The organism is Fictibacillus sp. NRS-1165 (assembly GCF_050468105.1).
Classification (GTDB): Bacteria; Bacillota; Bacilli; order Bacillales; family Fictibacillaceae; genus Fictibacillus_C; species Fictibacillus_C terrinigri.
Window position 1 is genome coordinate 99,783 of the sequence record NZ_JBDPNU010000015.1, and the last position, 25,276, is coordinate 125,058.

General features: G+C 47.9%; 29 protein-coding genes, 1 rRNA gene and 1 riboswitch. Of the genes, 7 read left to right on the top strand and 23 right to left on the bottom strand.

Annotation, left to right across the window (positions count from 1 at the left end):
• Positions 1-8 precede the first annotated feature (8 nt).
• Entirely contained in the window at positions 9-2,243 is a 2,235-nt protein-coding gene (pcrA, locus tag ABHN01_RS05895; protein ID WP_429874818.1) for a DNA helicase PcrA, read from the bottom strand.
• A 72-nt stretch (positions 2,244-2,315) separates the two neighbouring features.
• Complete coding sequence (locus ABHN01_RS05900; RefSeq protein WP_429874787.1) at positions 2,316-3,005, bottom strand: heptaprenylglyceryl phosphate synthase; 690 nt, start codon at positions 3,003-3,005, stop codon at positions 2,316-2,318.
• Positions 3,006-3,290: 285 nt separating this feature from the next.
• Between ABHN01_RS05900 and ABHN01_RS05905 the strand changes: the two genes are divergently transcribed.
• Positions 3,291-3,836 carry a GNAT family N-acetyltransferase gene (locus ABHN01_RS05905; RefSeq protein ID WP_429874788.1) on the top strand — a complete coding sequence of 182 codons (546 nt, stop codon included), beginning with the start codon at positions 3,291-3,293 and terminating at the stop codon, positions 3,834-3,836.
• 1 nt (position 3,837) lies between these two features.
• On the opposite strand, the gene ABHN01_RS05910 is transcribed toward ABHN01_RS05905, so the two are convergent.
• Positions 3,838-4,503 carry a VC0807 family protein gene (locus ABHN01_RS05910; protein WP_429874789.1) on the bottom strand — a complete coding sequence of 222 codons (666 nt, stop codon included), beginning with the start codon at positions 4,501-4,503 and terminating at the stop codon, positions 3,838-3,840.
• 132 nt (positions 4,504-4,635) lie between these two features.
• Between ABHN01_RS05910 and ABHN01_RS05915 the strand changes: the two genes are divergently transcribed.
• Complete coding sequence (locus ABHN01_RS05915; protein ID WP_429874790.1) at positions 4,636-4,845, top strand: hypothetical protein; 210 nt, start codon at positions 4,636-4,638, stop codon at positions 4,843-4,845.
• Complete coding sequence (locus ABHN01_RS05920; RefSeq protein WP_429874791.1) at positions 4,823-4,942, top strand: GNAT family N-acetyltransferase; 120 nt, start codon at positions 4,823-4,825, stop codon at positions 4,940-4,942. Before ABHN01_RS05915 ends, ABHN01_RS05920 begins: the two co-directional genes overlap by 23 nt.
• A gap of 257 nt (positions 4,943-5,199) precedes the next feature.
• Here ABHN01_RS05920 and ABHN01_RS05925 read toward each other — a convergent pair whose 3' ends face one another.
• The 3 genes from ABHN01_RS05925 to ABHN01_RS05935 form a co-directional block, all read right to left on the bottom strand.
• The gene (locus tag ABHN01_RS05925) at positions 5,200-5,508 is read right to left on the bottom strand and encodes a YerC/YecD family TrpR-related protein (RefSeq protein WP_290400997.1); all 309 of its coding nucleotides are present in this window, start codon (positions 5,506-5,508) and stop codon (positions 5,200-5,202) included.
• A 21-nt stretch (positions 5,509-5,529) separates the two neighbouring features.
• On the bottom strand, positions 5,530-6,555 hold the full coding sequence (locus tag ABHN01_RS05930) for a DUF3048 domain-containing protein (RefSeq protein ID WP_429874792.1): 1,026 nt from the start codon (positions 6,553-6,555) through the stop codon (positions 5,530-5,532).
• 61 nt (positions 6,556-6,616) lie between these two features.
• The gene (locus tag ABHN01_RS05935) at positions 6,617-8,359 is read right to left on the bottom strand and encodes an adenine deaminase C-terminal domain-containing protein (RefSeq protein ID WP_429874793.1); all 1,743 of its coding nucleotides are present in this window, start codon (positions 8,357-8,359) and stop codon (positions 6,617-6,619) included.
• 118 nt (positions 8,360-8,477) lie between these two features.
• On the opposite strand from ABHN01_RS05935, the gene ABHN01_RS05940 reads away from it, so the two are divergent.
• A complete protein-coding gene (locus ABHN01_RS05940) occupies positions 8,478-8,738 on the top strand; it encodes a YgaP family membrane protein (RefSeq protein ID WP_429874794.1) in 261 nt (86 codons plus the stop codon).
• Positions 8,739-8,831: 93 nt separating this feature from the next.
• Complete coding sequence (locus ABHN01_RS05945) at positions 8,832-8,933, top strand: EYxxD motif small membrane protein (protein WP_354005851.1); 102 nt, start codon at positions 8,832-8,834, stop codon at positions 8,931-8,933.
• On the opposite strand, the gene purD is transcribed toward ABHN01_RS05945, so the two are convergent.
• The 14 genes from purD to ABHN01_RS06015 form a co-directional block, all read right to left on the bottom strand.
• The gene (gene purD, locus ABHN01_RS05950; protein ID WP_429874795.1) at positions 8,911-10,179 is read right to left on the bottom strand and encodes a phosphoribosylamine--glycine ligase; all 1,269 of its coding nucleotides are present in this window, start codon (positions 10,177-10,179) and stop codon (positions 8,911-8,913) included. The genes ABHN01_RS05945 and purD overlap by 23 nt on opposite strands.
• A gap of 12 nt (positions 10,180-10,191) precedes the next feature.
• The gene (gene purH, locus ABHN01_RS05955; protein ID WP_429874796.1) at positions 10,192-11,730 is read right to left on the bottom strand and encodes a bifunctional phosphoribosylaminoimidazolecarboxamide formyltransferase/IMP cyclohydrolase; all 1,539 of its coding nucleotides are present in this window, start codon (positions 11,728-11,730) and stop codon (positions 10,192-10,194) included.
• Positions 11,727-12,317 carry a phosphoribosylglycinamide formyltransferase gene (gene purN, locus ABHN01_RS05960; RefSeq protein WP_429874797.1) on the bottom strand — a complete coding sequence of 197 codons (591 nt, stop codon included), beginning with the start codon at positions 12,315-12,317 and terminating at the stop codon, positions 11,727-11,729. Before purN ends, purH begins: the two co-directional genes overlap by 4 nt.
• Complete coding sequence (gene purM, locus ABHN01_RS05965; protein ID WP_429874798.1) at positions 12,314-13,354, bottom strand: phosphoribosylformylglycinamidine cyclo-ligase; 1,041 nt, start codon at positions 13,352-13,354, stop codon at positions 12,314-12,316. Before purM ends, purN begins: the two co-directional genes overlap by 4 nt.
• A 25-nt stretch (positions 13,355-13,379) precedes the next feature.
• Positions 13,380-14,798, bottom strand: coding sequence for an amidophosphoribosyltransferase (gene purF / locus ABHN01_RS05970; RefSeq protein ID WP_429874799.1), 1,419 nt, complete (start codon positions 14,796-14,798; stop codon positions 13,380-13,382).
• Entirely contained in the window at positions 14,774-17,005 is a 2,232-nt protein-coding gene (gene purL, locus ABHN01_RS05975; protein ID WP_429874800.1) for a phosphoribosylformylglycinamidine synthase subunit PurL, read from the bottom strand. The genes purF and purL overlap by 25 nt, the downstream gene beginning before the upstream one ends.
• Positions 16,989-17,672 carry a phosphoribosylformylglycinamidine synthase subunit PurQ gene (purQ, locus tag ABHN01_RS05980; protein WP_429874801.1) on the bottom strand — a complete coding sequence of 228 codons (684 nt, stop codon included), beginning with the start codon at positions 17,670-17,672 and terminating at the stop codon, positions 16,989-16,991. The genes purL and purQ overlap by 17 nt, the downstream gene beginning before the upstream one ends.
• Positions 17,669-17,923 carry a phosphoribosylformylglycinamidine synthase subunit PurS gene (gene purS, locus ABHN01_RS05985; RefSeq protein ID WP_290400986.1) on the bottom strand — a complete coding sequence of 85 codons (255 nt, stop codon included), beginning with the start codon at positions 17,921-17,923 and terminating at the stop codon, positions 17,669-17,671. Before purS ends, purQ begins: the two co-directional genes overlap by 4 nt.
• Positions 17,916-18,635 carry a phosphoribosylaminoimidazolesuccinocarboxamide synthase gene (gene purC / locus ABHN01_RS05990; protein ID WP_429874802.1) on the bottom strand — a complete coding sequence of 240 codons (720 nt, stop codon included), beginning with the start codon at positions 18,633-18,635 and terminating at the stop codon, positions 17,916-17,918. The genes purS and purC overlap by 8 nt, the downstream gene beginning before the upstream one ends.
• Before the next feature lie 131 nt (positions 18,636-18,766).
• Positions 18,767-20,059: an adenylosuccinate lyase gene (gene purB / locus ABHN01_RS05995; RefSeq protein ID WP_429874803.1), complete on the bottom strand. Its 1,293-nt coding sequence runs from the start codon at positions 20,057-20,059 to the stop codon at positions 18,767-18,769.
• Positions 20,056-21,210: a 5-(carboxyamino)imidazole ribonucleotide synthase gene (gene purK, locus ABHN01_RS06000; RefSeq protein WP_429874804.1), complete on the bottom strand. Its 1,155-nt coding sequence runs from the start codon at positions 21,208-21,210 to the stop codon at positions 20,056-20,058. Before purK ends, purB begins: the two co-directional genes overlap by 4 nt.
• Positions 21,203-21,691 (bottom strand): 5-(carboxyamino)imidazole ribonucleotide mutase, encoded by a 489-nt coding sequence (gene purE / locus ABHN01_RS06005; RefSeq protein ID WP_429874805.1) that lies wholly within the window; start codon positions 21,689-21,691, stop codon positions 21,203-21,205. The genes purK and purE overlap by 8 nt, the downstream gene beginning before the upstream one ends.
• A 139-nt stretch (positions 21,692-21,830) precedes the next feature.
• Positions 21,831-21,932, bottom strand: a riboswitch (purine riboswitch).
• A 79-nt stretch (positions 21,933-22,011) separates the two neighbouring features.
• Entirely contained in the window at positions 22,012-22,212 is a 201-nt protein-coding gene (locus ABHN01_RS06010; RefSeq protein WP_429874806.1) for an NETI motif-containing protein, read from the bottom strand.
• The gene (locus ABHN01_RS06015) at positions 22,212-22,742 is read right to left on the bottom strand and encodes a DUF2179 domain-containing protein (protein WP_429874807.1); all 531 of its coding nucleotides are present in this window, start codon (positions 22,740-22,742) and stop codon (positions 22,212-22,214) included. Before ABHN01_RS06015 ends, ABHN01_RS06010 begins: the two co-directional genes overlap by 1 nt.
• 182 nt (positions 22,743-22,924) lie before the next feature.
• Between ABHN01_RS06015 and ABHN01_RS06020 the strand changes: the two genes are divergently transcribed.
• Complete coding sequence (locus ABHN01_RS06020; protein ID WP_429874808.1) at positions 22,925-23,443, top strand: ferritin family protein; 519 nt, start codon at positions 22,925-22,927, stop codon at positions 23,441-23,443.
• Positions 23,444-23,564: 121 nt separating this feature from the next.
• Here the strand turns inward: ABHN01_RS06020 and gerPC are convergent, their stop codons facing one another.
• Entirely contained in the window at positions 23,565-23,897 is a 333-nt protein-coding gene (gerPC, locus tag ABHN01_RS06025; RefSeq protein ID WP_429874809.1) for a spore germination protein GerPC, read from the bottom strand.
• An 84-nt stretch (positions 23,898-23,981) separates the two neighbouring features.
• On the opposite strand from gerPC, the gene ABHN01_RS06030 reads away from it, so the two are divergent.
• On the top strand, positions 23,982-24,416 hold the full coding sequence (locus ABHN01_RS06030; protein WP_290400977.1) for an Hsp20/alpha crystallin family protein: 435 nt from the start codon (positions 23,982-23,984) through the stop codon (positions 24,414-24,416).
• Positions 24,417-24,462: 46 nt separating this feature from the next.
• Here ABHN01_RS06030 and ABHN01_RS06035 read toward each other — a convergent pair whose 3' ends face one another.
• On the bottom strand, positions 24,463-24,789 hold the full coding sequence (locus ABHN01_RS06035) for a hypothetical protein (protein ID WP_429874810.1): 327 nt from the start codon (positions 24,787-24,789) through the stop codon (positions 24,463-24,465).
• Positions 24,790-25,158: 369 nt separating this feature from the next.
• Positions 25,159-25,274, bottom strand: a 5S ribosomal RNA gene (gene rrf / locus ABHN01_RS06040).
• Positions 25,275-25,276 lie beyond the last annotated feature (2 nt).

The following is a 25,276-nucleotide window of genomic DNA, read 5'->3' on the forward strand; positions in this document are numbered from 1 at the left end:
ACGGACGTTTAAACCCTTTCAATCGGAGCAAACTTCGCAAGCAGGCGTTTCAGTCCTACAGGCTGAGGGAACGCAATGTCCAATTCGAGAGAGTCGCCTTCGCCCTTCATGCTGACGACCACGCCGGTTTCCCATTTGCGGTGTTTCACTTTGTCTCCGACTTTCCAATCCTGCTTTTCCCCTCCATTGTCTGTGTAGACAGGAGCCGTTCTCTTGGCTGGCTGCTTCATAAAGGAAGGTGCAGCATTGGATCGGGAACTTCTTGCCCAGCTCGGTGTTTCTTTTTCCTTCTGGATGGATTCCAGCAGCTCTTCCGGAATTTCGCCGATAAAACGGGATACAGGATTCATGTTCGTGCGACCGAACAGCGTTCTCATCCGTGCGTTGGTCAAATACAGCTCCTCTTCCGCCCGGGTAATCCCCACGTAAGCCAGACGGCGTTCTTCCTCCATCTCGCTCTCTTCAAAGAGCGCCCGGCTGTGAGGGAATACACCCTCCTCCAGGCCGATCAGGAAGACAACAGGGAACTCCAGGCCTTTTGCTGAGTGAAGGGTCATCAGAACAACTGATTCTTTTGGTTTATCGCCATCGCTGTCCTCGTCGAGGCGGTCGATGTCCGCCACAAGAGCAAGGTCGGTCAAGAAGGCTACGAGGCTCTTATCTTCCTGTTTCTTTTCAAAGTCCTGGGTAACAGACAGGAACTCATCGATGTTCTCCAGTCGGCTCTGGGCTTCAAGCGACTTGTCCGCCTTCAGCATGTCGCGGTATCCGGTCTTATCAATGACTTCTTCCACAAGCTCGGTCACGGAAAGGAACTCCTGCATGCGGGTCCAGTTCGTGATCAGCTCGGAAAACTCGCGCAGTAAGCCTGTGATCCGCGCGGTTAAACCGATCTGCTCCACTTCCTGAAGCGCCTGGTACATGGAAAGATCGTTATCCGCACCATATTGTAGAATCTTATCGACGGTCGAAGCTCCGATCCCGCGCTTCGGCACATTGATGATCCGCATCATGCTGATGTCATCATCCGGGTTTGCGATCAGGCGAAGATACGCCAGGATGTCCTTGATTTCTTTTCTGTCATAGAACTTGATTCCGCCGACGATATTGTAAGGGATGTTCGACTTCATCAAAACTTCCTCGATCACACGGGACTGGGCATTCGTACGGTAAAGGATCGCGATATCCGAGCATTTGCGGCTTCCGCCAGTCGTCATCTCGCGGATCTTCCCGGCTACATAATGGCCTTCATCGTGCTCATTATCCCCTTGGTAGTAAAGGATATTCTGTCCTTCCGATTTATCGGTCCACAGATTTTTCGCCTTGCGGTTGAAGTTGTTTTCTATCACTTTATTCGCTGCGTTCAGGATGGTTTTCGTAGAACGGTAGTTTTGTTCGAGCAGAATCACCTTCGCGTCATTATAATCCTTTTCAAAAGAAAGGATGTTCGCGATGTCCGCTCCGCGCCAGCCGTAGATGGACTGATCCGAGTCACCGACAACACAAAGGTTTCGGAAACGGTCGGCAAGCATCTGTACGAGCATGTACTGCGCACGGTTCGTATCCTGATACTCATCCACGTGGATGTATTGGAACTTGCGCTGATAGAATTGCAGCACCTCAGGAACACGCTTGAAGAGATGGATCGTTGTCATTATTAAATCATCAAAATCGAGCGCAGAGTTCTTTTTCAAACGTTTTTCATATTCTTGGTATACCTCGTAAACAACACTGTCATACGGCCCGTTCATGGTTTTCGCAAAATCAGCGCTCGTTTTCAGTTCATTTTTCAATGACGATATAGAGCCAAGGATACTCCGCGGCTCAAATTTTTTCGAATCAAGGTTCTTGTCTTTTAATATATTTTTAATGACCGAGAGCTGATCCGTAGAATCAAGGATCGAGAAGTTTCGGCTGATGCCGATCCGGTCGATGTCACGGCGTAAAATTCTTACACACATGGAGTGGAACGTTGAGATCCAGATGTCTTCAGCAACCGGCCCGGTAATGGCCGCTACCCTTTCCTTCATCTCGCGAGCTGCCTTGTTCGTAAACGTAATCGCAAGAATGTTCCATGGAGCAACTTCCTTCTCCATCATTAAATAAGCGATGCGGTGGGTCAGCACCCTCGTCTTTCCGCTTCCCGCTCCCGCCATGATTAACAGCGGTCCCTCTGTATGTTTAACGGCTGCTTTTTGTTCAGGATTGAGCCCTGTCAGCAGCTTTTCAATCAATTGGTGCATACTCATTTATCCGTCACCTACCCAAACATTTGTTCTTATTTCCATTGTAAATGATTTACCGGCCTACTTCAATTAACCTTTTACAGCCTTTACCGTCTCCAGTGCACTTTTTAAATCATCGTAAATGATATTTCCGATGACGACCGTGTCTGCGAAAACCGCCATCTCTCTCGCCTGTTCCGCGCTTGTTATACCGCCGCCATAATAAAACTTCGTACGGTCGAGCACTTTCCTAACTTCCTTTACCACTTCAAGGTCACCGTACATTCCGCTGTATTCAAGATAAAACACCGGGAGCCTGAACATTTTTTCCGCCATGCGCGCATATGCTACAACATCTTCTAATGTAAGACTGGCATTCGCACTGGAGTATTGAGCGGCTTTGCAATCCGGGTTCACGATGCAATAGCCTTCTGTCACGATCTCCTCCCAGTTCATGAGATCGCCGTATTCCTTTACTGCCTCATGCTGAAGGCCAACGATAAAGCTAGCGTCCCTGCTGTTCAGAACGGTCGGAATATAATAAAAATCAAAGCCCGGAGTCAGCGATTCCATGTTGGAAACCTCCAGAACACAAGGAACCGCAAACTTGCGGATCCGTGACATCAAATCAAGGGTATTATCAAGTGTTACTCCGTCACTCCCGCCGACAATGACCGCATCCGTGCCTGAATCGCAGACGGCCTCCAAATCGGCATCCGATATTTTCTTATTGGGATCCAGTTTAAAAACATGCTTCCAAACCAGATAATCAAAATTCATAAGATCCGTGATCCTCCTAGTAGCTAATGCTGAAATGTCCTATAACGAAATGATGTCTTTTCGTTCCAAAAGGCCGACAAGCGCTGGAACTCTTGAACTCGCCTAAGACGAAACCAAACGAAGCCAATATATGAAACCGGGATTGTCCGGCCCGTTATTCTCTTTATACCTTTTGCCATTATAACAAAAATTATTGGGCTACTCATCTTTGACACTGTGAAACAACGCTTACATGATGATTAATTTTTGGTAACTCCAGAAAAAGCGATGAACAGGAGAATGTGTATGTTTTTTTTACAGGTTGATGAGGAAATATCCTTGAAGCTGATCGAAAAAAGAGATGCCCAGCTCCTCTTCCAGCTGACCGAATATTCGAGGGACCACTTAAGGAACTGGCTCGGCTGGGTCGATTATTCGCGCACCTTAAAAGATACGAAAAATTTCATCAAGCTTGCGCTGCAAAAGTACGCTGACCACACGGACCTCGTCACCCTCATCTGGTACCGGGGCATCCCCGCCGGCTCTCTCGCTTTATACGACATCAAGTGGAATAACTTTTCGGGAAACATTGGGTATTGGCTGGGCAAAGATTTCGAAGGCAAGGGCGTCATGACTCGTTCGTGCAATGCGATGGTGGAATATGCGTTTGGAACACTGGGACTGAACCGTCTGGAACTGAAGGCGGCTCTGGACAATAAAAGAAGCCGCTCTGTTGCAGAACGGCTTGGATTTCGTCAAGAAGGAGAACTCCGCCAAGCGGAATGGCTCTATGACCATTTTGTGGATGTCGCCGTCTATGGCATGGTGGCGGGCGACCGGCCAGAAAAATAGATCAGATCTTCGGTTCCGTTTGGATCGGACTTTCCGAACCCTCTCCCCCTTTGTTCTTTTCATGATAGTTATAGATTTTTAAAGAGATGAATACAAATCCAGCGATGATGAGGCCTCCGAAAATCCAGCCTGAGATTTTCATCGCGAACAAAATAAAATCATACTTTTTCGCGCCGTATTCCATCAGGAGATAGGATTTCAACCCGGCCTGGAACAGGCTGCGGAACGCAAAAAGACCGGTCAGCCATACAAAATACTTATAAAACTCAGGCTTTCTGTACAGTGACTGCGTCTTGTCGCGCGGCTCCCCCTGAATATAAGCGATGTCCACCGCAAAGTGCATGCCCAGCGGCTGTTTGATCAGGATGGTCGTGAAAATGAGCAAAGCCATAAAAATTCCGAAGAACACCTGGTTCCAAAGCATTCGTTCGGCTCCCCCTGACAGAAGGTCAATGGTCGTGCCGGCGAACAGGGAAAACAAAATAAACATCCCTGTCACGTTGAATTGTTTTTCCTTTACAAACCGGTAGATGGTATAGATAAAACCCGGAACCGAAGACAGCAGGATGGCGTAATAATCGCCCAAAACGTCCCTTCCCTGGTTCCAGATCAGATAAGGTAAAATTAAATAAAACAGCAAATCAAAAACAACGATACTTTTCTTCAAAGTTCTTCACTTCCCGTTTTGAAATGTTTCATAACTGTGCTTGATCGGGGAAATCTCCGATAACTCTTGTCCATAGTGTTCGGCCGTCTCTCATTCTTTTGACCTTACGCCCTATTTGGAAGAGGTGATTTTATGATCAGAAAAGCTGGCTTGGAGGACGTATCCGCCTTGTCTTCTCTGTCGCTGCTGCTCGGCTATACCGATGACACTACTGAAAGCATAACACGGTTGGAAAAAATTATCATCCAGGAAAATGCATCTCTTTTTGTAAAAGAAGTGAACGGCGCAATTGCCGGCTGGGCTCCTGTACGGAAAAACATTGCTGCAGAGGGAATACTGTGAAATCGGCGGTTTAGTCGTCGATGAAACCCGACGCCGATCAAGCATAGGTAAGCAGTTAATGAAAAAATGTGAAACATGGGCGCTTGAAAACGGATAGGATCAAATCCGGCTGCGTTCCGGTTCCGACCGGATAGGAGCACACCAATTTTATTCAGATATCGGGTATGAACGTGTGAAAAATCAAGTAGTGTTCACTCGTAAGCTTTTATAAGAGCCTCCGCTCGTTGTTTACTTGCGGTTCGACATGCTTTACTTGCAGAACACATCATTTTCATAAAAATCCCCTTCCCGTCCGATCCGATTTCCGCACCCCGAAAACAAAAAACCTGCACCGCCCATAAGGCGTTGCAGGTTTTACTTTGCTTCTTCTTCTTTTCCGTGTACGCGGTCGAGTGCCATCTGATAGGCATCATTTCCAAAGTTCAGGCAGCGTTTTACACGGGAAATCGTGGCTGTGCTGGCGCCGGTCTCGGATTCGATTTTGTGATAGGTCTTTCCTTCCCGGAGCATGCGGGCCACCTCGAGGCGCTGTGCCAGTGACTGAATCTCGTTCATCGTGCACAGATCATCAAAGAATTGATAGCATTCTTCCAGATTCTTCAGTGAAAGGACGGCTTCAAACAGCTGATCCAGCGCCTTCCCTCTTAATTTATCAATTTGCATGTACTTTGCACTCCTTCTGCTCTATTCAATAAAAACACTCTTACTGATTCCTGGCTGCGTCGGGATGATATTGATCCAGGTTTTACCCGGAACGAAACCTGTGCCGGACGGGATTATTCTGCCGTCCTTGTTTTCCCAGCTGACTTCCCTGGCTTTTCCGCACTGAAGCAGAATCGCTTTGCCGCCGGATGTAAGGTCGATTTCTCTGCGTCCGTAACTATCAATGATTCTATGGGCCGCTTCCACAATGAACACGTTATCGACTTCGATTGGTGTTTCTGTTTCGCGGTCTGTGGTCGGCTTTCCGTTGCTGGAACGGGCATACCGTTTCGTTGACGAATCGTAGGTGTAGCTGACATTTTCACCGTGATTGTATGTTATCAGAACTTTATCGGCTTTGTCACCTGTAAGCGCTTTGGCCTCCGCTTGATTCAAGAAAGGAAGAGGCCTTATTTTATCTTTATTGTCATAGCCTTTCTTCTTTAAACCTTTCATGATGTCTTTGTACGCAATGTACGAATTATGAGGCGCCTGCCGGAATGATGCCCGGTGAAACAGCGTGCCGTCATAATACAGGCCGTTCAGTGAATCGACATCGCTGTTCCCGGATAGGATTTTCTTTGCCTCCGGACTCCAGCCATGATGAATATAAAACGAATGAAACCCTTGGCTCAGTTCGATAAAATAATCTCTCGCACTTCGGACAGGTCCTACGACTTTTGGCTTCTCACTCTGAAAAACGGCGAGAAAACGTGTAATATCGCCTTCTGCCAGCACCTCATAAACAAGGTCGGCTTTATGAAGCCCTGACTGAGGACGGGCCTTCTGATGGTTATTGACCATCACCGCAAACACGCGGGCATCGGTCGGTTTGTTCGTTTTGATGCCTGTGAGCGGATACGTGTTTTTCAGCTCTGTCTTTTCTTTCTTTTCAGGAGCCTTCTCATGTTCCGCAGGTTTTTTGTTACTTGCCTTTTCATCCTTCTGGCAGCCTGCACCTCCCAGGATCAATAAAGCCGTACAAATAGCAAGCATCCATTTTTTCATCTGGCACCCCTGCCCCCCTGGCCCCCCGGCCGAATATTCCCAGACGCTTTACTTCTTTAGTTTAACGCATAATCGAAGGAAAGAGTATGACTTTCTTCTTTACATCGTAAATTCCAAGCTGTGTGATGCGGATATACGGCAAATGTGTTGACGAAAAGAACAGCAGGCTGTAGATCGGATCCTCAAAAGGATAGCCTCTTTTGCGCAGCTCTTTCGTTAAAGCCTTTTCTTCCTGTATGAGATCTTCAACTGATGAAGGAGACATGCCCCCGCCGAGCGTCAGCTGGAGCTCGCTGATCACTTCTCCGTCCTCGACAAGCACGATGCCGCCTTTCATTTCTTTCACGCGGTTAAAGGCCGCAAGCATATCCCTTTTGCTTTTTCCGATCAAAAGAAGATCGCCTGTACTCGAATAGGAGCTCGCAAATCCGGAAACTCCCCTTGCAAAACCTTTTAAAAGCGTGTTTACCCGCCATTTGCCTTTTTTGTCAACAAGCATGAAGAAGCACTCGTCATGATCGTCATCCAGCATCTCGTTCGTTGGATTAAGCTGAATGTGATACGGCTTCGTTATGACGGAGTTCACCATCTCCATGCCTGCGAGGGAACTGAACTGAAAGTCCTTCAGTGACAGATCCCAGTTCAATTCAAGCGGCCCCATTCCATAATCGCTCCAAGGGAACGGTGCCCCCGCTTCCATGACCTCACCGTCACGCTTGATCCATTGCCCCTTAGCGAGAACGGATTCAGGATTCGGCTGCTGTACGCTTTCCAGGATATTAAGATGGGCTGCTCTACCCGGTGCAACCATTCCGAGTATATGCTCTTTACCGTAATATCTTGCTATGTTATAGGAAGCCATTTTATAAGCATCAATAGGATCAATTCCTTCTTGCAGGGCGATAGAAATCATTTTGTCCGTAACGCCTTCTTCATAAAACGCCGGTGTTGATCCGTCGGTTGTAAAGATGACACGGTCAAAATGGGCAGCACCGATCTCTTTCATTTCTTTTAAAATCTGTGCGAGATCGGGACGGATGGATGAATAGCGGAGAGAGGTCGTCAGCCCGAGGTTCAGCCTCATCATCGCTTCCTCTCCCGTCATCGCCTCATGATCGCAATCCACACCTAGCAGGGCCATTTGCGTCAATGTTTTCTCAGAAGCGCCCGGCAGATGTCCTTCGATGCGCTTCCCGGCCTTGCGGGTTTCCCTCATGAGATGAAGAATATGATCATCTCCCTGAAGGACTTTCGGCCAGCCTGTCAGCTCTCCGCCCTGTATCACGTATGGAGATGCAAGCATTTTTTTAATATTGCTCAATGAGAACAAAGAGTCTTCATTCAATAGCTCAGACTGGGAATCATAACGGCACCACCAATAGTACGTAAAGGGCAGCCGGTTCAGGTCCTCCATAATAGTAAGCGCTTTCGTAACTGGCAATGATAAAAAAAGCATAAGGTTATCGCACATGAAAGTCGTTGTGCCCCTTGCCGATGCATAATGGCCCAGAGTCTGGGGATTATATAGTTGAAATGGATGGGCATGCGGCTCAATGTAACCCGGGACCACATATTTACCGTCAATGTTTACAATCTCTGTCCCGTTCGTTTGGCTGGGCATTTTGTCCCCTACATAAACGATGCGGTTTTCGTAAATCCATATGTTAGCTTTTGTCCAGCAGTGCCGGGCAGCATTTAAGTATGTTGCATTCTGCAATACGATCGATGGAGCCAATTCGCCCATGATTACTGCTTGATGGCGTCGAAGTTCCGCCTTCGACCAAAACAAGAACTGGTTAGACATAGGTTTCACCCTTTTTCTCTGTATAAGTACATTTTCTCAAGGATACCATACAATTTCGGTTCGTGGGTGTCTTTAAGCAAAACACAAATAATCATCACAAAAAGGAGCATTCCCCGTTATGAAACAAAACATTGGCATCTTAAACTCCATGATTCGGATCGTGTGCGGATTGACTATGCTTGCGATATTAACCGCCAAGTACACACGCAGACCGTACAGAGGATCTTACATCTTTATGATGATCCTCGCGTCCATGAAAGTGGCTGAAGGCATCCTGCGCTACTGCCCGGTCACAGACATGGTAAAACAGGGAACTGAACTGAAAGACATGGATTTGGACGATATTTCCAAGGAGGGCTCAGCCATTAATCCGAGTTAGTCAGAAAGGCTGAAGCTGGCCATCATATCTGCGAATAATCAACAAAAAAAACTCCCCTGCAGCGGGGAGTTTTTTATAAGGAGGCTTATGGCAATGAAAGAATATTTAATGGATACGATTTTTATCTATGCAACGCTGATCGGCGGCATCATTGCGATCTTGTTCGCTTTCATTAAAAAGCGGCGCGTGAAATAGCCTTTGAACCGATGTCCGTACGGTAAAATGATTCTTCACATTGTATTTTAGACATTTCCCTATACACCGCTTCCTGTGCTTTGGACAGGTCTCCCGCTTTAACCGCAGCGAGAAGAATTCGCCCGCCATCTGTAACAAGCCCTTCTTCTGTTTGCTTTGTTCCAGCATGGAAAAGCAATGTATCATCCTTCAGCGTGTCGAGCCCTGTGATGCTGTTCCCCTTTTTATAGGCTTCCGGATAGCCTCCGGACGCAAGAACCACACCAAGCACCTCATCATCTGACCAGGACAGCTCCAGTTCCTTTTTATCTAAAATAGCCAGCAGGATTTCTGCAAAGTCACCTTGAAGCCTTGGAAGGACAACCTGTGTTTCCGGATCACCGAAACGGGCATTGAACTCGATGACCTTTGGCCCTTGAGCTGTCAGCATTAGCCCCGCATACAGAATCCCCGTAAACGGTCTGCCTTCTTTTATCATCGCCTGTGCCGCTGGTTTCAGGATCGTTTCCAATGCCTCATTCACGACAGACTGCGGAATCTGCGGAACAGGCGAATAGGCACCCATGCCCCCTGTATTCGGTCCTTTGTCTCCAGTAAAAGCCCGCTTATGATCCTGTGCGATCACCATCGGGTAGACCTTTTCTTCATTAACAAAAGCCATGAATGAAAATTCTTCGCCCTCCAGGAACTGTTCCATGACAACGGACGCACCCGCCTCTCCAAAACGGGCATTGTTCAGCATATCATCAAGACCGTTTTCCGCTTCTTCCTCTGTCATGGCGACGATGACACCTTTTCCCGCTGCCAGTCCATCCGCCTTCAGGACGATTGGTGCGCCCTGTTCCTGAAGGTAATCTCTCGCTTCTGCATACGAGGTAAACGTTCGGGAAGCAGCTGTCGGTATGCCATGCTTGTCCATCAGATCTTTCGCAAAGGATTTGCTGCCCTCAATTAAAGCAGCTTCCTTTGACGGCCCAAAAATGGTGAGGCCTTCTCTTTTAAAATCATTCACAATGCCGTTTAAGAGGGGAACCTCAGCTCCAACAAAAGTAAGAGCGATTTGATTTTCTTTTGCGAACGCGATCAAACCCTCGTGATCGTTTTCCTCGATGCTGACACACTCAGCGATTTCACCCATGCCAGGATTTCCGGGCGCGGCAAACACTTTCGTTACACTCGGGCTGTTCGCAAACCGCCACACGATGGCATGTTCACGGCCGCCTTTTCCTATCACCAGAACATTCATGCGGAATCCTCCTTAATGTTTAAAATGGCGTACGCCGGTAAAGACCATCGCGATGCCGTACTCGTCTGCTTTCTTGATGGAATCTTCGTCTTTTACCGATCCGCCAGGCTGGATGATCGCCGTCACACCAGCTTTCGCTGCGGCTTCCACCGTATCGTCCATTGGGAAAAACGCATCAGAGCCCAAAGCGCTTCCTTCGGCTTTTTCTCCCGCTTGTTCAATCGCAATCTTCGCCGCACCGACACGGTTCATCTGCCCGGCTCCGACTCCAATCGTCATCTGGTCTTTCGCTAAAACAATCGCATTGGATTTCACATGCTTAACGACTTTCCATGCAAGCTTCAAATCCTCCCATTCTTTTTCCGTTGGCTCGCGTTTCGTAGGAACAGAGATATTCGCCTGATCCCATCCATACGCATCTTCGTCCTGAATAAGAAGGCCTCCGCGAACGGTTGTCAGGCGCTTCCCCTGCTTTTTATCTTCACCGAGCTCCAAAGTGAGCAATCGGATATTTTTCTTTCTTGTTAAAATCTCTTTTGCTTCCGGACTAAATGATGGCGCAATAATAATCTCCAAAAAGATTTCGCTCATCTTTTGTGCAGCCACTTCATTAATTTCCTTGTTCGATGCGATAATTCCGCCAAATATGGAGATCGGATCCGCAGCGAACGCTTTTGCGAATGCATCTTCCACACTGTTTCCTGTGCCTACGCCGCAAGGGTTCATATGTTTTACCGCTACGATTGCCGGGTCTTTGAACTCGCGCACGATCTGCAGTGCCGCGTCGGCATCATTAATATTGTTGTAGGATAGTTCTTTCCCGTGAAGCTGTTCAGCTTGCGCGATCGATGTTTTTGTACCAAGCGGCGCTTTATAGAAAGCCGCTTTTTGATGCGGGTTTTCCCCGTAGCGAAGATCCTGTTTCTTCTCATACGTAACCGTGTAAGTTTCAGGGTTCTCCTCTTCCACCATGTTTGTTAAGTATTCCGCGATCAGCGCATCATATGCCGCTGTGTGGCGGAATGTTTTTGCTGCCAGTTTACGGCGGGTTTCCTCAGTAACTTCATTGTTTTTTTCTACTTCTTCCAGGACGCTGCTGTAGTCGGAAGGATCAACGACAACCGTGACGTACGCATGGTTTTTCGCTGCCGAACGAAGCATGCTCGGCCCGCCGATATCGATGTTTTCAATCGCATCCGCAAACGTAACATCCTCTTTTGAAATGGTTTCTTTGAACGGATAAAGGTTGACGACGACAAGATCGATCGGGGAAATACCGTTTTCCTCCATCTGGCGCACATGGCTTTCGTTTTCTCTCACCGCCAAGAGTCCCCCGTGAATCATCGGGTGCAGTGTTTTCACCCGGCCGTCCATGATCTCAGGGAAACCTGTCACTTCTGAAATGCCCGTCACGTTAACTCCGGCTTCCTGCAAAGCCTTGCTCGTTCCGCCGGTTGAGATGATCTCTACCCCTTTATCAGCCAGTGCTTTAACAAAAGGAACCAGTCCTTCTTTATTGGATACCGATACTAATGCTCGTTTGATGGTCAAGATTGAACTCCTCCCACTTTTTCTTGGTTGAATAGCTCTTCTAAAACACGAGGAAACAATTCATGCTCTACCTGTTGAATTCGCTGCTGCAGGCTCTCAATCGTATCTTCTTTTCGGATCATTACTGCTTTTTGGGCGATCACCGGGCCTGTGTCCATTCCGCTATCCACGTAATGTACGGTAACACCCGACACTCCCGCCTGGGCCTCCAATGCTTGTCCGATCGCGTCCTTTCCAGGAAAATCAGGAAGCAGGGACGGGTGGATGTTCACGATACGGCCTTCAAAATCAGCCAGCAATGTGCCGCCTATAAGTCGCATATAACCGGCCAGTACGATAAATTCAATTCCTTTTGCTCTCAGCCGTTTTAAAATCTCCGTTTCGAACTCTGCTTTTGTTTCGTACTGCTTCGGAAAAAACGTGAAGTATTCCACTCCTGCTTCTTCCGCCCGCTCGATGACACGCGCTCCCGGCTTGTCACAAACAAGCAGTGAAACTTCCGCATTTAGTTTTTTCTCTTTTATTGCGTCGACGATCGCTTGAAAGTTTGAGCCGCTCCCAGATGCAAATACTGCGATCTTTTTCATTTCAATTCACCGCCGCCAAACACAACGCCCTCACCTTTTTTCACACGGCCGATCACAAATGCCTTCTCGCCATCCTGTTCAAGCGACCGAATGACATCGAACGCTTCGTCATAATCCACTGCAAGCACCATGCCGATTCCCATGTTGAACGTCGTGAACATCTCTTTTCTTCCGATGCTTCCGGTCTCTTCGATCGCATCAAAAATCTCTGGAATTGGCCATGAACCGTAATCGACTTCTGCCGCAAGTCCTTCAGGCAGCATACGAGGAATGTTTTCAACGAAACCTCCGCCTGTAATATGAGCCGCTCCGTGCACATGAAATTCTTTGTAAACGTTAAGAAGCGGCTTCACATAGATGCGAGTAGGTACGAGCAGTTCTTCTCCAAGCGTCCGGCCTTCACTGCCAAAGCTTCCGTTTAAATCCAGCTGGCCTGTTTCAAGCAACACTTTACGGACCAATGAATAACCGTTGCTGTGAATGCCATTGGAAGACAGGCCGATCAATACGTCCCCTTCCTTCACAAGGCCGGGATGAATCAATTTTGACTTTTCAGCAGCACCAACCGAGAATCCGGCGAGATCATAATCTCCGTTGCTGTACATGCCTGGCATTTCTGCCGTTTCTCCGCCGATCAGGGCACAGCCCGCCTGCTCACAGCCGTCCGCGATTCCTTTTACGATATCTTCCACTTTAGCAGGATCAAGCTTGCCGCATGCAATGTAATCCAGGAAGTACAGCGGCTCGGCGCCTTGAGCCACGATGTCGTTCACACACATCGCTACAGCGTCCACTCCGATGGTATCATGTTTGTCCAGCATGATCGCTACCATAAGCTTCGTTCCCACTCCGTCCGTTCCAGAAATCAAAACGGGCTCCTTGTACGGCAGATTGGACAGGTCAAACATCGCTCCGAATCCGCCGAGGCCAGCCATGACTTCCGGACGGCGTGTGCGCAATGCGTGTTTTTTAATTCTGTCTACCGCTTCATAGCCCGCTTCAATATCCACTCCGGCCTGTCTGTATGCCTCTGCCATTGTATTTCCTCCCTTTTTTAAACCATTACACCATTTCTTTTTCGTACGGCAGCACCGTATCCGGGTAGATCTCTGTCGGATACTTTCCGGTAAAGCAAGCGAGACAGTGCCCGTTGTTTGGATCGCTGTCCGGACGGCCCACTCCTCGCATCAAGCCTTCCGGTGATAAGAACGCCAGTGAATCTGCACCGATAATGTCCCTGATCTCCTCCACAGAATGGTTGGATGCAATCAGTTCTGCACGTTCTGACGTATCGATGCCGTAATAGCATGGATGAGCAATCGGCGGTGCCGTTATTCTCACATGTACTTCAGTCGCACCTGCCGCACGCAGCATTTTAACGATACGGCGGCTCGTTGTTCCACGTACGATCGAGTCATCCACCATGACGACACGTTTTCCTTCTACGATCCCACGAACTGGAGAGAGCTTCATTTTCACCCCAAGCTCCCTCAATTCCTGTGAAGGCTGGATGAACGTACGGCCGACATAACGGTTTTTGATCAAGCCGATCTCATACGGGATGCCGGACTCTTCCGCATATCCGATCGCTGCTGAAATACTGGAATCAGGAACACCTGTCACGACATCTGCTTCTACCGGGTACTCCTTGTAAAGCTCTTTACCAAGGTTCTTTCGTGCGCTGTGAATGTTGATCCCATCAATGTTGCTGTCGGGTCTTGAAAAATAAATATATTCCATGGAACAGATCGAGCGGTTCATCGGTGAAGAAAACGTGTCCGCTACCATCCCATCGTTATCAATAATTAATAGTTCGCCAGGTTTCACATCACGTAAATACTCGGCTCCAACGACGTCAAATGCACACGTTTCAGAAGCGACAACATAGGCATCTCCAAGCATTCCGATGGAAAGTGGACGAAGGCCGTGCGGGTCGAGCGCCACCAACAGTTTGTCTTCGGTCATGATGACAAAAGCGTAAGCTCCCTTTAGCATCGTTAACGCATTTTTCACTTGATCCTTTAATCCGATATAGCCGCTTCGTTTAATTAAATGAGCGAGTACCTCCGTGTCAGAAGTCGTTTGAAAAATACTTCCCTGAGCTTCAAGCTGATGCTTAAGTGCATTGGCATTGACGAGATTTCCGTTATGCGCAAGTGCAAGACTCGATGTCTGCGAACGGAAAAGCAGGGGCTGAACATTCGCATATTCATTCCCGCCTGCCGTGGAGTAACGGACATGGCCAATGGCCGCATGTCCTGTTAATCCTTCCAATTCTCCGCGGCTGAATACCTCGTTAACGAGGCCGTGCCCTTTGTGCATTTTCAGTTTGGTACCGTCTGTAACAACAATGCCTGCACCTTCCTGCCCTCTGTGCTGAAGGCTGTGAAGGCCATAATACGTAAGCTGGGCCGCATCCTGGTGGCCCCAGATCCCAAATACTCCGCATTCTTCGTTTAAGCCTTTGATGTCAGCAAGCATGGTATTGCTCCTTTCCAAGCGGAATGAAGTTCTTCATGAGTCGCTGCCAGCACTTCCCCTTCTGTTTCATGGTCGATACGAAGAACAGCTGTGTCCGTAACAAAACCGATCTGCTTCGCATCTTCATTCATGGCCTCAAACGCTTTTGCGTTTTCAGGTTTGACCGAAACAAGGAAACGTGACTGCGTTTCACTGTATAGCGCGGAGACGATATCGCCTTTTACTTCAACAGAAGCACCGACAGCGCCGTTCATCATGCTCTCAGCAAGAGCTACAGACAGACCGCCTTCTGCGACGTCGTGTGCGGATTCAACAAGTCCCGTTTGAATCGCTTCAAGCAATTGTTTTTGGCGTTTCGTTTCCGTTTCAAGAGAAAGCTCAGGGGCTTTTCCAGAGATCTTTCCGAGCTGCATTTTCTGCAGTTCACTTCCCCCGAATTCCGGACGGGTGTCACCGATCACATAGATCAGATCGCCGGGTGTTTTAAAATATTGAGTCGTAATATGGTCAAGGTGATGAACGAGTCCGACCATGCCGATGACCGGCGTCGGATAAACTGCTACACCGTTCGTTTCGTTGTATAGAGAAACATTGCCGCCGATGACTGGTGTGTTAAGCGTACGGCACGCGTCGCTCATTCCGTCAACGGACTTTTCAAGCTGCCAGAAGATCTCAGGCTTTTCAGGATTTCCGTAGTTCAGGCAGTCTGTGATGGCAAGAGGCTCTGCTCCAGAGCAGACAAGGTTTCTCGCTGCTTCAGCGACTGCAATCTTTCCTCCGGTCTCCGGATCAAGGTAGAGATACCTCGAATTACAGTCCGTTGTCATCGCAAGCGCTTTGTCCGTTTCACGGATCCGGATGACCGCTGCATCTGATCCCGGAGGAACGACCGTGTTCGTGCGGACCATGTAATCATACTGGTCGAACACCCATGATTTGCTCGCAATCGTCGGCTGGGATAAAAGCTGCAGCAGCGTTTCCTTTTTGTTTTCCACGTTTGGAACGAATGCCTCTTCGTTCTGGAACTGTGAAAAATAAGCAGGCTCTTTTGATGGCTTGTTGTAAACCGGCGCTTCTTCTGCGAGGGCATCAACCGGAACGTCTGCCACAACTTCTCCGTGGTGCAGAAGGCGAAGCTGCTTCTCTTCAATTACTTTTCCGACGACGACCGCTTCAAGGCCCCATTTTTCGAAAATCTCAACCGCTTCCTGCTCTCTGCCTTTTTCCATCACGATCAGCATGCGCTCCTGTGATTCAGAAAGCATCATTTCGTACGCTGTCATGTGAAGCTCTCGCTGAGGGACAAGATCCAGGTTCATCTCGATCCCCATGCCTGCTTTGCTCGCCATCTCCGCAGAAGAACTCGTAAGTCCGGCAGCTCCCATATCCTGAATCCCGACAAGGGCATCACAGTTCTGAATGAGTTCAAGACAAGCTTCCAGCAAAAGTTTTTCCATGAACGGATCTCCGACTTGAACCGCTGGGCGCTTCTCTTCAGATGCTTCCGTCAGTTCTTCTGAAGCAAACGTTGCGCCGTGGATGCCGTCGCGTCCGGTTCTTGCTCCGACATACATGACAGAGTTGCCTGCGCCTTTTGCCTGTCCTTTTTGAATATCTTTATGGTCGATCAATCCGACACACATGGCGTTAACGAGCGGATTGCCGTCATAGGAAGCGTCAAACTGGACTTCTCCCCCGACTGTCGGAATCCCGATGCAGTTGCCGTAGCCTGCGATTCCCGCTACGACTTCCTCAAACAAATATTTCACGCGGGAAGACGTTAACTCCCCGAAACGAAGCGAGTTTAAAAGAGCGACAGGACGCGCACCCATGGAAAAGATGTCACGGATAATTCCGCCAACCCCGGTTGCCGCTCCTTGATATGGCTCAATAGCAGATGGGTGGTTATGGCTTTCGATTTTAAACACGACCGCCTGGCCGTCACCGATGTCTACTACTCCTGCTCCTTCTCCCGGCCCTTGAAGTACGCGTTCTCCTTCAACGGGAAACTTGCGGAGTACGGGCTTGGAGTTTTTATAGGAACAGTGCTCACTCCACATGACCGAGAACAATCCGGTCTCTGTCCAGTTCGGAAGTCGGCCGATGATGGATTGCACGAGTTCAAACTCATCGTCGTTCAAGCCCATTTCACGGTATAGTTTTTTCTCCTGAATTTGTTCTGCAGTCGGCTCATGAAGATAAGACATGGTTTTCCCTCCAGCTTTTTACGATTGATTGAAACAATTTCAGACCATCGGCACTGCCCAGAAGATCGCTGACCGCGCGCTCCGGATGCGGCATCATGCCTAATACATTTCCTTTTTCATTCAAGATCCCGGCAATGTCCGAGATCGATCCGTTCGGATTATTTTTATAGCGGAAGATGATGCGTTTCTCTTCTTCCAGCTGTTTTAGCGTGTCTTCATCACAATAGTAATTTCCTTCACCATGGGCGATTGGAATTGTAATTTCTTCCCCTTGCTCATAGGCAGAACTGAACATCGTCTCAGCATTCACGACCTGCAGTGTTTCCGGCTTACAGATGAATTTCAGTGATTCGTTCCGGCGCATCGCTCCTGGCAGAAGTCCGGTTTCAAGGAGAATTTGAAATCCATTGCAGACGCCAAGAACGGGCTTTCCGGCTTCAGCTGCCTTTTTCACTTCATCCATTACATTGGAAAACTGTGCGATCGCCCCTGTGCGCAAATAGTCTCCGTAAGAGAATCCGCCCGGCAGCAGGATGCCGTCAAAGCGGTCCAGATTGCTTTCATCGTGCCAGACATACTCTGCTTCTGCTCCAAGCTCGTCTTTTACTGCATGAAGCATGTCAACGTCACAGTTGGAACCTGGAAAAACGATAACCGCAAACCTCACTGTGCGACGACCTCCTCCACCTCATAGCGGTAGTCTTCAATGACAGGGTTGGAAAGCAATTTTTCACACATTTCCCGTACGGACTTGTCCAGGTTCTCAACGTTTTTGTCGATCGTAAGCTCCAAATACTTCCCGATGCGCACATCTTGAACTTCACTGTACTCCATGCGGTGAAGCGAGCCTTTTACGGCTGTTCCTTGAGGATCCAATACGCTTTCTTTCAATGTGACGAATACTTTTACTTTATACATGCAGGTTTCCCCCTAAGCGTTCTAAGATTTTTTCATAAGCATCTGTTAAGCTGCCAAGATCCCGGCGAAATACGTCTTTATCGAGCTTTTCATCCGTCTCACTGTCCCAAAGCCGGCATGTGTCCGGTGAGATCTCATCTGCCACAAGCAGCTTCCCTTGAGTGTTTGTTCCGAATTCAAGCTTAAAGTCTATTAATCTAACCTTTTTCTCTGTAAAAAATGTGGTAAGAATGGAATTGACCTGAAGCGCAAGCTCCTTCATCTCCTCGAGCTGTTCTGGAACAGCCAGTTCGAGGGCTTCGATATGATCCTGGTTAAAAAGAGGATCGCCAAGGTCGTCATTTTTGTAGTAAAATTCGACGATCGGCTTATGGAGAACATGTCCTTCCGGCAGCCCTGTGCGTTTTGCGAGTGTACCCGCTACCACGTTGCGGACCACGACTTCCAAAGGAATGATCGTAACGTGCTGGACAATCTGTTCTGTTGGAGATTGCTTGGAAATAAAGTGGGTTGGAATATTGTTTTCCTCCAGCATGGAGAACATCAAGCTTGTGATTTCATTGTTCAGACGGCCTTTCCCATCGATGGTCGCTTTCTTCTCGCCATTGAACGCTGTCGCTGAATCCTTGTACTCCACCCAAACGATGTTCTGATCTTCTGTGCTGTAAATTTTCTTCGCCTTTCCTTCATAAAGCAAGGTTTGCTTTTCCATTCAAAGTCCCCCTGTCATAAGCTTCCGAATTGTACTGCAAAAATCACGAATATTGGCACTATTGCGGGTAATGCTGAGGTGCTAAGGACGGAAAGCCTTGCTTTTCCGTCCTGTATCCTCATGGTCGTTACTTATAAGCCTAGTCGTTCGAAGATGGTGTCGACGTGTTGAAGATGGTAAGAGTAGTCGAAGCAGTCTTCGATGTCTTCCGGTGTCAGTTTTTCAGTGATGCGCGGCTCTTCTTGTACGAGCTGCTTGAACTGAACGCCTTCCTCCCACGCCTGCATCGCTTTTGGCTGGACGATATCGTACGCAGCTTCCCGGCTCATGCCTTGATCGATGAGCTTGAGAAGTACACGCTGAGAGTAGATCAATCCGTAAGTTCTTGTCATATTGCGTTTCATATTTTCCGGGAACACCGTTAAGTTCTTCACAATATTGCCGAAACGGTTAAGCATGTAGTTCAGGGCAATCGTCGCATCCGGCAGGATAATGCGTTCTGCAGATGAGTGCGAGATGTCGCGTTCATGCCAGAGAGCCACGTTCTCGTATGCTGTCATCATGTAGCCGCGGATGACACGTGCCATTCCCGTCATGTTCTCGGAGCCGATCGGATTGCGCTTGTGAGGCATCGCAGATGATCCTTTTTGCCCTTTCGCAAAGAACTCTTCTACTTCACGTGTTTCACTCTTTTGCAGTCCGCGGATTTCAACGGCAAACTTCTCGATGCTCGTCGCAACAAGGGCCAGCGCTGACAAGTAGTGGGCATGCCGGTCACGCTGCAGCGTTTGTGTGGAGATAGGTGAAGCTTCAAGACCCAGATTCTCACAAACAAACTTTTCAACGAAAGGATCGATGTTAGCATAAGTACCGACCGCTCCGCTGATTTTACCGACCCGGACGGTATCCGCAGCTTGCTTAAAGCGCTCCAGGTTGCGCTTCATCTCTTCGTACCATAGGGCAAGCTTGAGGCCAAATGTGGTAGGCTCAGCGTGCACACCATGAGTGCGTCCCATCATGACGGTGTATTTATGTTCCTTCGCTTTGTTTCCGATGATTTCGATGAATTTTTCGATATCTTTGATCAAGATCTCATTGGCCTGCAGAAGCAGATAAGATAACGCAGTATCCACAACGTCTGTAGAAGTCAGCCCGTAGTGCACCCATTTGCGTTCTTCTCCAAGTGTTTCAGAAACCGCACGGGTGAAGGCAACCACATCATGGCGTGTTTCCTGCTCGATCTCCAGAATGCGGCTGATGTCAAAAGAGGCGTTCTCGCGAAGCTTCTTCACGTCCTCTTTTGGAATCTCACCAAGCTCTGCCCATGCTTCACATGCTAAGATTTCCACTTCAAGCCATGCTTTAAACCGGTTCTCATCTGTCCAAATGGCTCCCATTTCCGGGCGCGTATAGCGTTCAATCATCTCTTTACCTCCAGCTTTTCAATCTTCAGTACAGCAGCTTTAATGAATTCTGCTTTGTCGAGGGCCTCGCTTATTGTGTTTCCGAGCACAGTAATGTGACCCATTTTTCGTTTTATTTTTGCTTCGTCTTTACCATACAGGTGAAGCTTGGCGTCTTTCAGTGATTCTAAATTGGCCAGCAGCGGCTTCATATGTTCACCGAGCACATTGATCATCACGGCCGGGCTGACCAGCGCCGTCTTACCGAGCGGCAGTCCGCAAACCGCGCGTACGTGCTGCTGAAACTGCGACGTTTCACACGCTTCGATCGTGTAGTGCCCTGAATTGTGGGGGCGCGGTGCCAGCTCGTTCACATAGATCTCACCGTCTGTTCCCAAAAACATCTCCACTGCGAGCGTTCCATACAAATTCAGGCCGAGAGCGATCTGTTTGGCCATCTCGTAAGCCCTTGCGGCTGTTTCCTCCGAGATTCTGGCCGGTACGATCGACTGGTGAAGAATGTTCTCCAAGTGAATGTTTTCAGCCACCGGGAAGGTGGTCATCTCGCCATTTGTTCCCCTCGTAACAATGACCGAGAGCTCCTTCTCAAAGGACACCCAGCTTTCCAGCACACACTCTCTGTTTCCGGCAGCCAGTTCCTCCGCCTTTGCTAAATCAGCTTCATTGCGGATGACCGCCTGCCCCTTCCCATCATAGCCTCCACGGCACGTTTTCAAAACAGCCGGAAGTCCCAGCTCGTCTATCGCATTGTGCAGATCTTCCTTGCCTTGCACGGGAAGGTAAGCCGCTACTTTTACTCCGGCCTTCTGGATCGCCTTTTTTTCCCTCAGGCGGTGCTGCGTAAGATAGAGCAGCTGGCTCCCTTGGGGCATATAAGCGTTCTCCCCGAGCCACTGAGCCTTTTCACTGTCTACGTTTTCAAACTCATACGTAATGACGTCACTCTTCCGGGCGAGCTGTTCAATGCCTTTTAAGTCATCGTAAGCGGAGACGATCTGCTCATCGCTCAATTGGCCGCACGGCGATTTTTCACCGGGATCCAGAACAATGATGCCATAGCCCATCTCGCGGGCACTGACGGCCATCATCCGGCCAAGCTGTCCTCCGCCCAGAATACCAATCGTCTGTCCTGGCAAAATCGTCTTAGTCAAGGGAATCACTGCTTTCTAATACGGTTTCCTGGATGCTTTCGCGCCTCACTGTTAAACGAGCGTTTAAAGCTTCGTCTGTTACCGCTAAAATTTGAGCAGCCAAGAGTCCTGCGTTTGTCGCTCCCGCTTTACCAATGGCGACGGTTGCGACAGGTACGCCCCCTGGCATCTGAACGATAGAAAGAAGTGAATCGAGTCCGTTCAGCGCTTTGGACTGTACCGGAACACCGATAACAGGAAGCAAGGTTTTCGCAGCCACCATACCCGGCAGGTGGGCCGCACCGCCAGCGCCGGCAATGATCACGCCTATGCCTCTGCTGCGGGCTTCTTCTGCATATTGAAACATTAAATCAGGTGTTCGGTGTGCGGAAACTACCCGCTTCTCGTAAGGCACATCCAATTCGTCCAGCACCTCGCAAGCATGTTTCATCGTTTCCCAATCTGATGTACTTCCCATAATAACGCCAACTTGTTTTTGCATCGTTTCCTCCCCGCATCGTAACTAAACGCTATGTGAAATGATTTTTTTGCAATAAAAAAGTCCAGTGTACTCACTTTCTCTGTTGTATGAGAGAAAGCTACTACGCTGGACATACTTCACCTGCGGATATGCCGAAAACAGCAGTGGTGCTTCCCCTCATAGTCTGATGAATAACGGTCATCAGGTAGAGACTTACGGGCCATAATCCCGTGATTATATGAGGTACTATGCTTTTGTCACCCTTATTGTAACGAAGGGTATGTTAAAGTGTCAACCAAAAATCGAACAATAATATATTCTGACAATTTAATGTTCGGTTTTTACTGTAATTTCCCTTCGAAAACGATGCGTTGTTCGTGATATTCCTGCACGGTTTTTCCATTTTTCTTTACTTCTTTAAAAACGGGCTCCTCCATACGGCGTACAGGCGAATAGCCTTCTTCCGCCATTCGGTCTAAACAATCAGAGATCGTCTCACCGGGCTGAACCTCAAATTTTTTCTTGTTTGGCTTTTTATCCATTAATGCCTCCGAATGCTTTTTACCCAAAATCCGCCGTGGAAGGCTTTCGGCTCATGAGAGATGATGAAAGCCTTTGGATCGAGCGACCTAACTGCTTCATATAAATTCGATTCCGATTTGCGCGATGTCAGGATCTCCATCATCAGCCGCTGGCCTTCCCGGCCGGATGCCATCCAGTCCGTTACGCCAAACCCCTTCGAGCGGATCGCGTTCGGCAGCCCTGCTTCCGTTTCAGTCGTAATCACATTAACTGTAATATACCCAAGTGCAAGCTTTTCTTCAATCTTCATACCCGCCAGAACCCCGAGACCATAACCGAGTGCATACGCAATCAAGTTTTGGATCTTATCCAGGTTATCCAATACGAGCCCAAGGCCAATCACATAAATAATAACTTCAAAAACGCTGATTAACGCAGCGAGGTACCGCTGATTCTTTAACGTTAAGATCATTCTTATCGTAAAGAAAGAAACATACACCACATTGATGAGTAGAATGATTCCTATCATCGCCAAACCGTTTTCCAACATCGTCAATACACTCCCTTAGCCTGTCCAAAATGATGTCATAAAAGTAAGATATCACTTTTTAGACTGGATGGAAAATGAAGATTTATCCAGTAATTTCTATGGAGACTTTATGTTTTGGATAGGCACGTTTTTCATGGCTCCTCATAGGCTATAAGAGCATTTCCGGGAAAGGAATTGATGTCATGTATCCATATCAAGCACCATTTGAAGAAACTCATTACTATTATGATCCGTATAATCCCTTTGATCCCTATGCTGAGAGGCAGCAGCAGGCTCAAGGCCAGCAGCAGCAACAGCAGCAAACCTATCAGCAGCTTTTAAATATACTGATGTCGAGCATTATAGGCGAAGCAACCGCTATTGACTTCTACACCCGTCTTGCGAAAGAGGCTCCGAACGAGTACAGCAAAAATGTACTGCTCAGCGCTGCCAAGGATGAAAAGGCGCATCTACAATTGTTTACCCGACTTTATACTTCTTTAACAGGCAAGGAGCCGAAATATAAAATCCGCCCCGTGAAGATCACGAACTTCCGGCAGAGCTTATTTGAGGCCTATGAAGACGAACTGTCCGATTATGAGAAATACCGCAATGCCTATCTTCTGACGCAGGATCCCTCGATCCGGGACACCTTCTTCCGCCCTTTTTCGGATGAGATCAAACATGCTACACGCTTCAGCTTTTTATTGAACGCACGGTAAAGGGGTTCTTTGGGGTTTTTAAGTCTTGAGGAGTCTCCGTAAAAAAATAAGTCAGGAGCACTTTGTTTAGTTAGGATGAGAAAATAAAAATAGCTTAAGGGCACGTATGCTCCTTAAGCTTTTATCCTTGATCATGGTCATCCTGAGGGTGTTGCTGATTCTGATATTGCTGCTGGTATTGGTGTGGCTGATGCTGCCCGTGCTGCTGGGCAGCCTCCTGCTCTAAATCATCGATAATCGTCTCCATATCCTCGAGATGTGCCTCACCCGTCAATCCGATATTTAGCGTTCCTTTTAACTCTTTGACATGCAACTCCTGAATTTTATAATTGATATTTTCTATATTGATGGGCTTTATATTGTTCAAAGCCTCTCTGAGAGTATGATTTTCATGCTGCAGTTCAATAATTTGCTGCTGAAGCTGCTGTAATATATGGTACAGGTCTTGGTCCATCTCATTGAACCTCCTTCATCGATCCTCGGTTTCACCTGCTGGGCAGTGGATGCATATACTGGGTCTGCAAGGGAGTGAGTGAACATGAATCCTTCATGGGGCAAGGGGAACGAGTGGAAAAAATATGCCGATCAAGTTCTCGGCAAAGACTTCTTTAACGATTTTAAGGAGTTTGGCTTAACCAACCAAGGGCCTCTAGTTAATGTATATGAGAATTCAGAGGAAATTTACTGCTTAATTAATCTCCCTGGAGTAAAAAATATTGATGACGTCAATTTATATGTGCATTATCGTACGTTGAAGGTGACAGGCACCATTGATTTTTCCATAAAAAAATTCACCTGTGTGACGGAAGAAATCGCCTCAGGCCCTATCGAACGGGAGATCCCGCTTCCGCATCCCGTCGAGGACCGGCCGTTGGATGCCGGCTATTACCGGGGCTTGCTGTATGTCCGCCTCCAGCGGCTCAAGCAAGAAAAAGAACAGCAAAAAGTAAAAATCTATGATTACTTTGAATAAGACCCAGAGGCTGCTGATGTCGCCCTCCGGGTCCATTTTTTGGGTTCTAATGCTGCGGATTGTTGGCCAGCAGGGTAATCAATATATAGTAAAGCAGCGAGGCGTTAGCCAATTGCATTTCCTCAGCCTTTTCTTCTTTTGTCTTGTTGATCTTATTTTCAATGATTTGAACGCCTTCAGCTGATGTTTTGGTTTTTTTGGTGGTTTTGTTTGTTTCGGTGATGTTGTCAGATTGTTTTTGGGGCGTTTTATTGTCCTCGTTTGAGGCGTTTTTGTCTTTACCATATCTTTTAATGATCAAGGTTTTTCCAATATTCAATGAACCTTTCATCGTGATGGATTCCACATTGACGTTCTTTATCGAAATTTTCATGAGATATCCCTCTTATCTGTTGGATCCAGGAAAAATAATCCTCATTACACTATAATATGAAGTTAGTTACGGATTTATCTCTGTTGAGGGGGATGCTTCTGGGTCGTTCGAGGTTGTTGATGCATATATCGTGAGGTGGGAAGAAGTCCGAATAATTGGTTTAGTTTAATTAATTTGAGGTTTGGTTCAATTAATTTCTGTTTGGATCAATTATTTAAAGATAGGCTCAATCAACCGTGAAATTGGCTCAATTGACGTTCCGTTTGGCTCAATTATTCTGTGTTAGGCTCAATTATCTGTTTCAGATCCTTATTCTTAAAAAAAAACAAAAAAAGAGTGAAACGAATTTTCATTCGTTCCACCCCTTTTGCCTGGCAACGTCCTACTCTTACAGGGGGAAGCCCCCAACTACCATCGGCGCTGAAGAGCTTAACTTCCGTGTTCGGTATGGGAACGGGTGTGACCTCTTCGCTATCGCCACCAGACT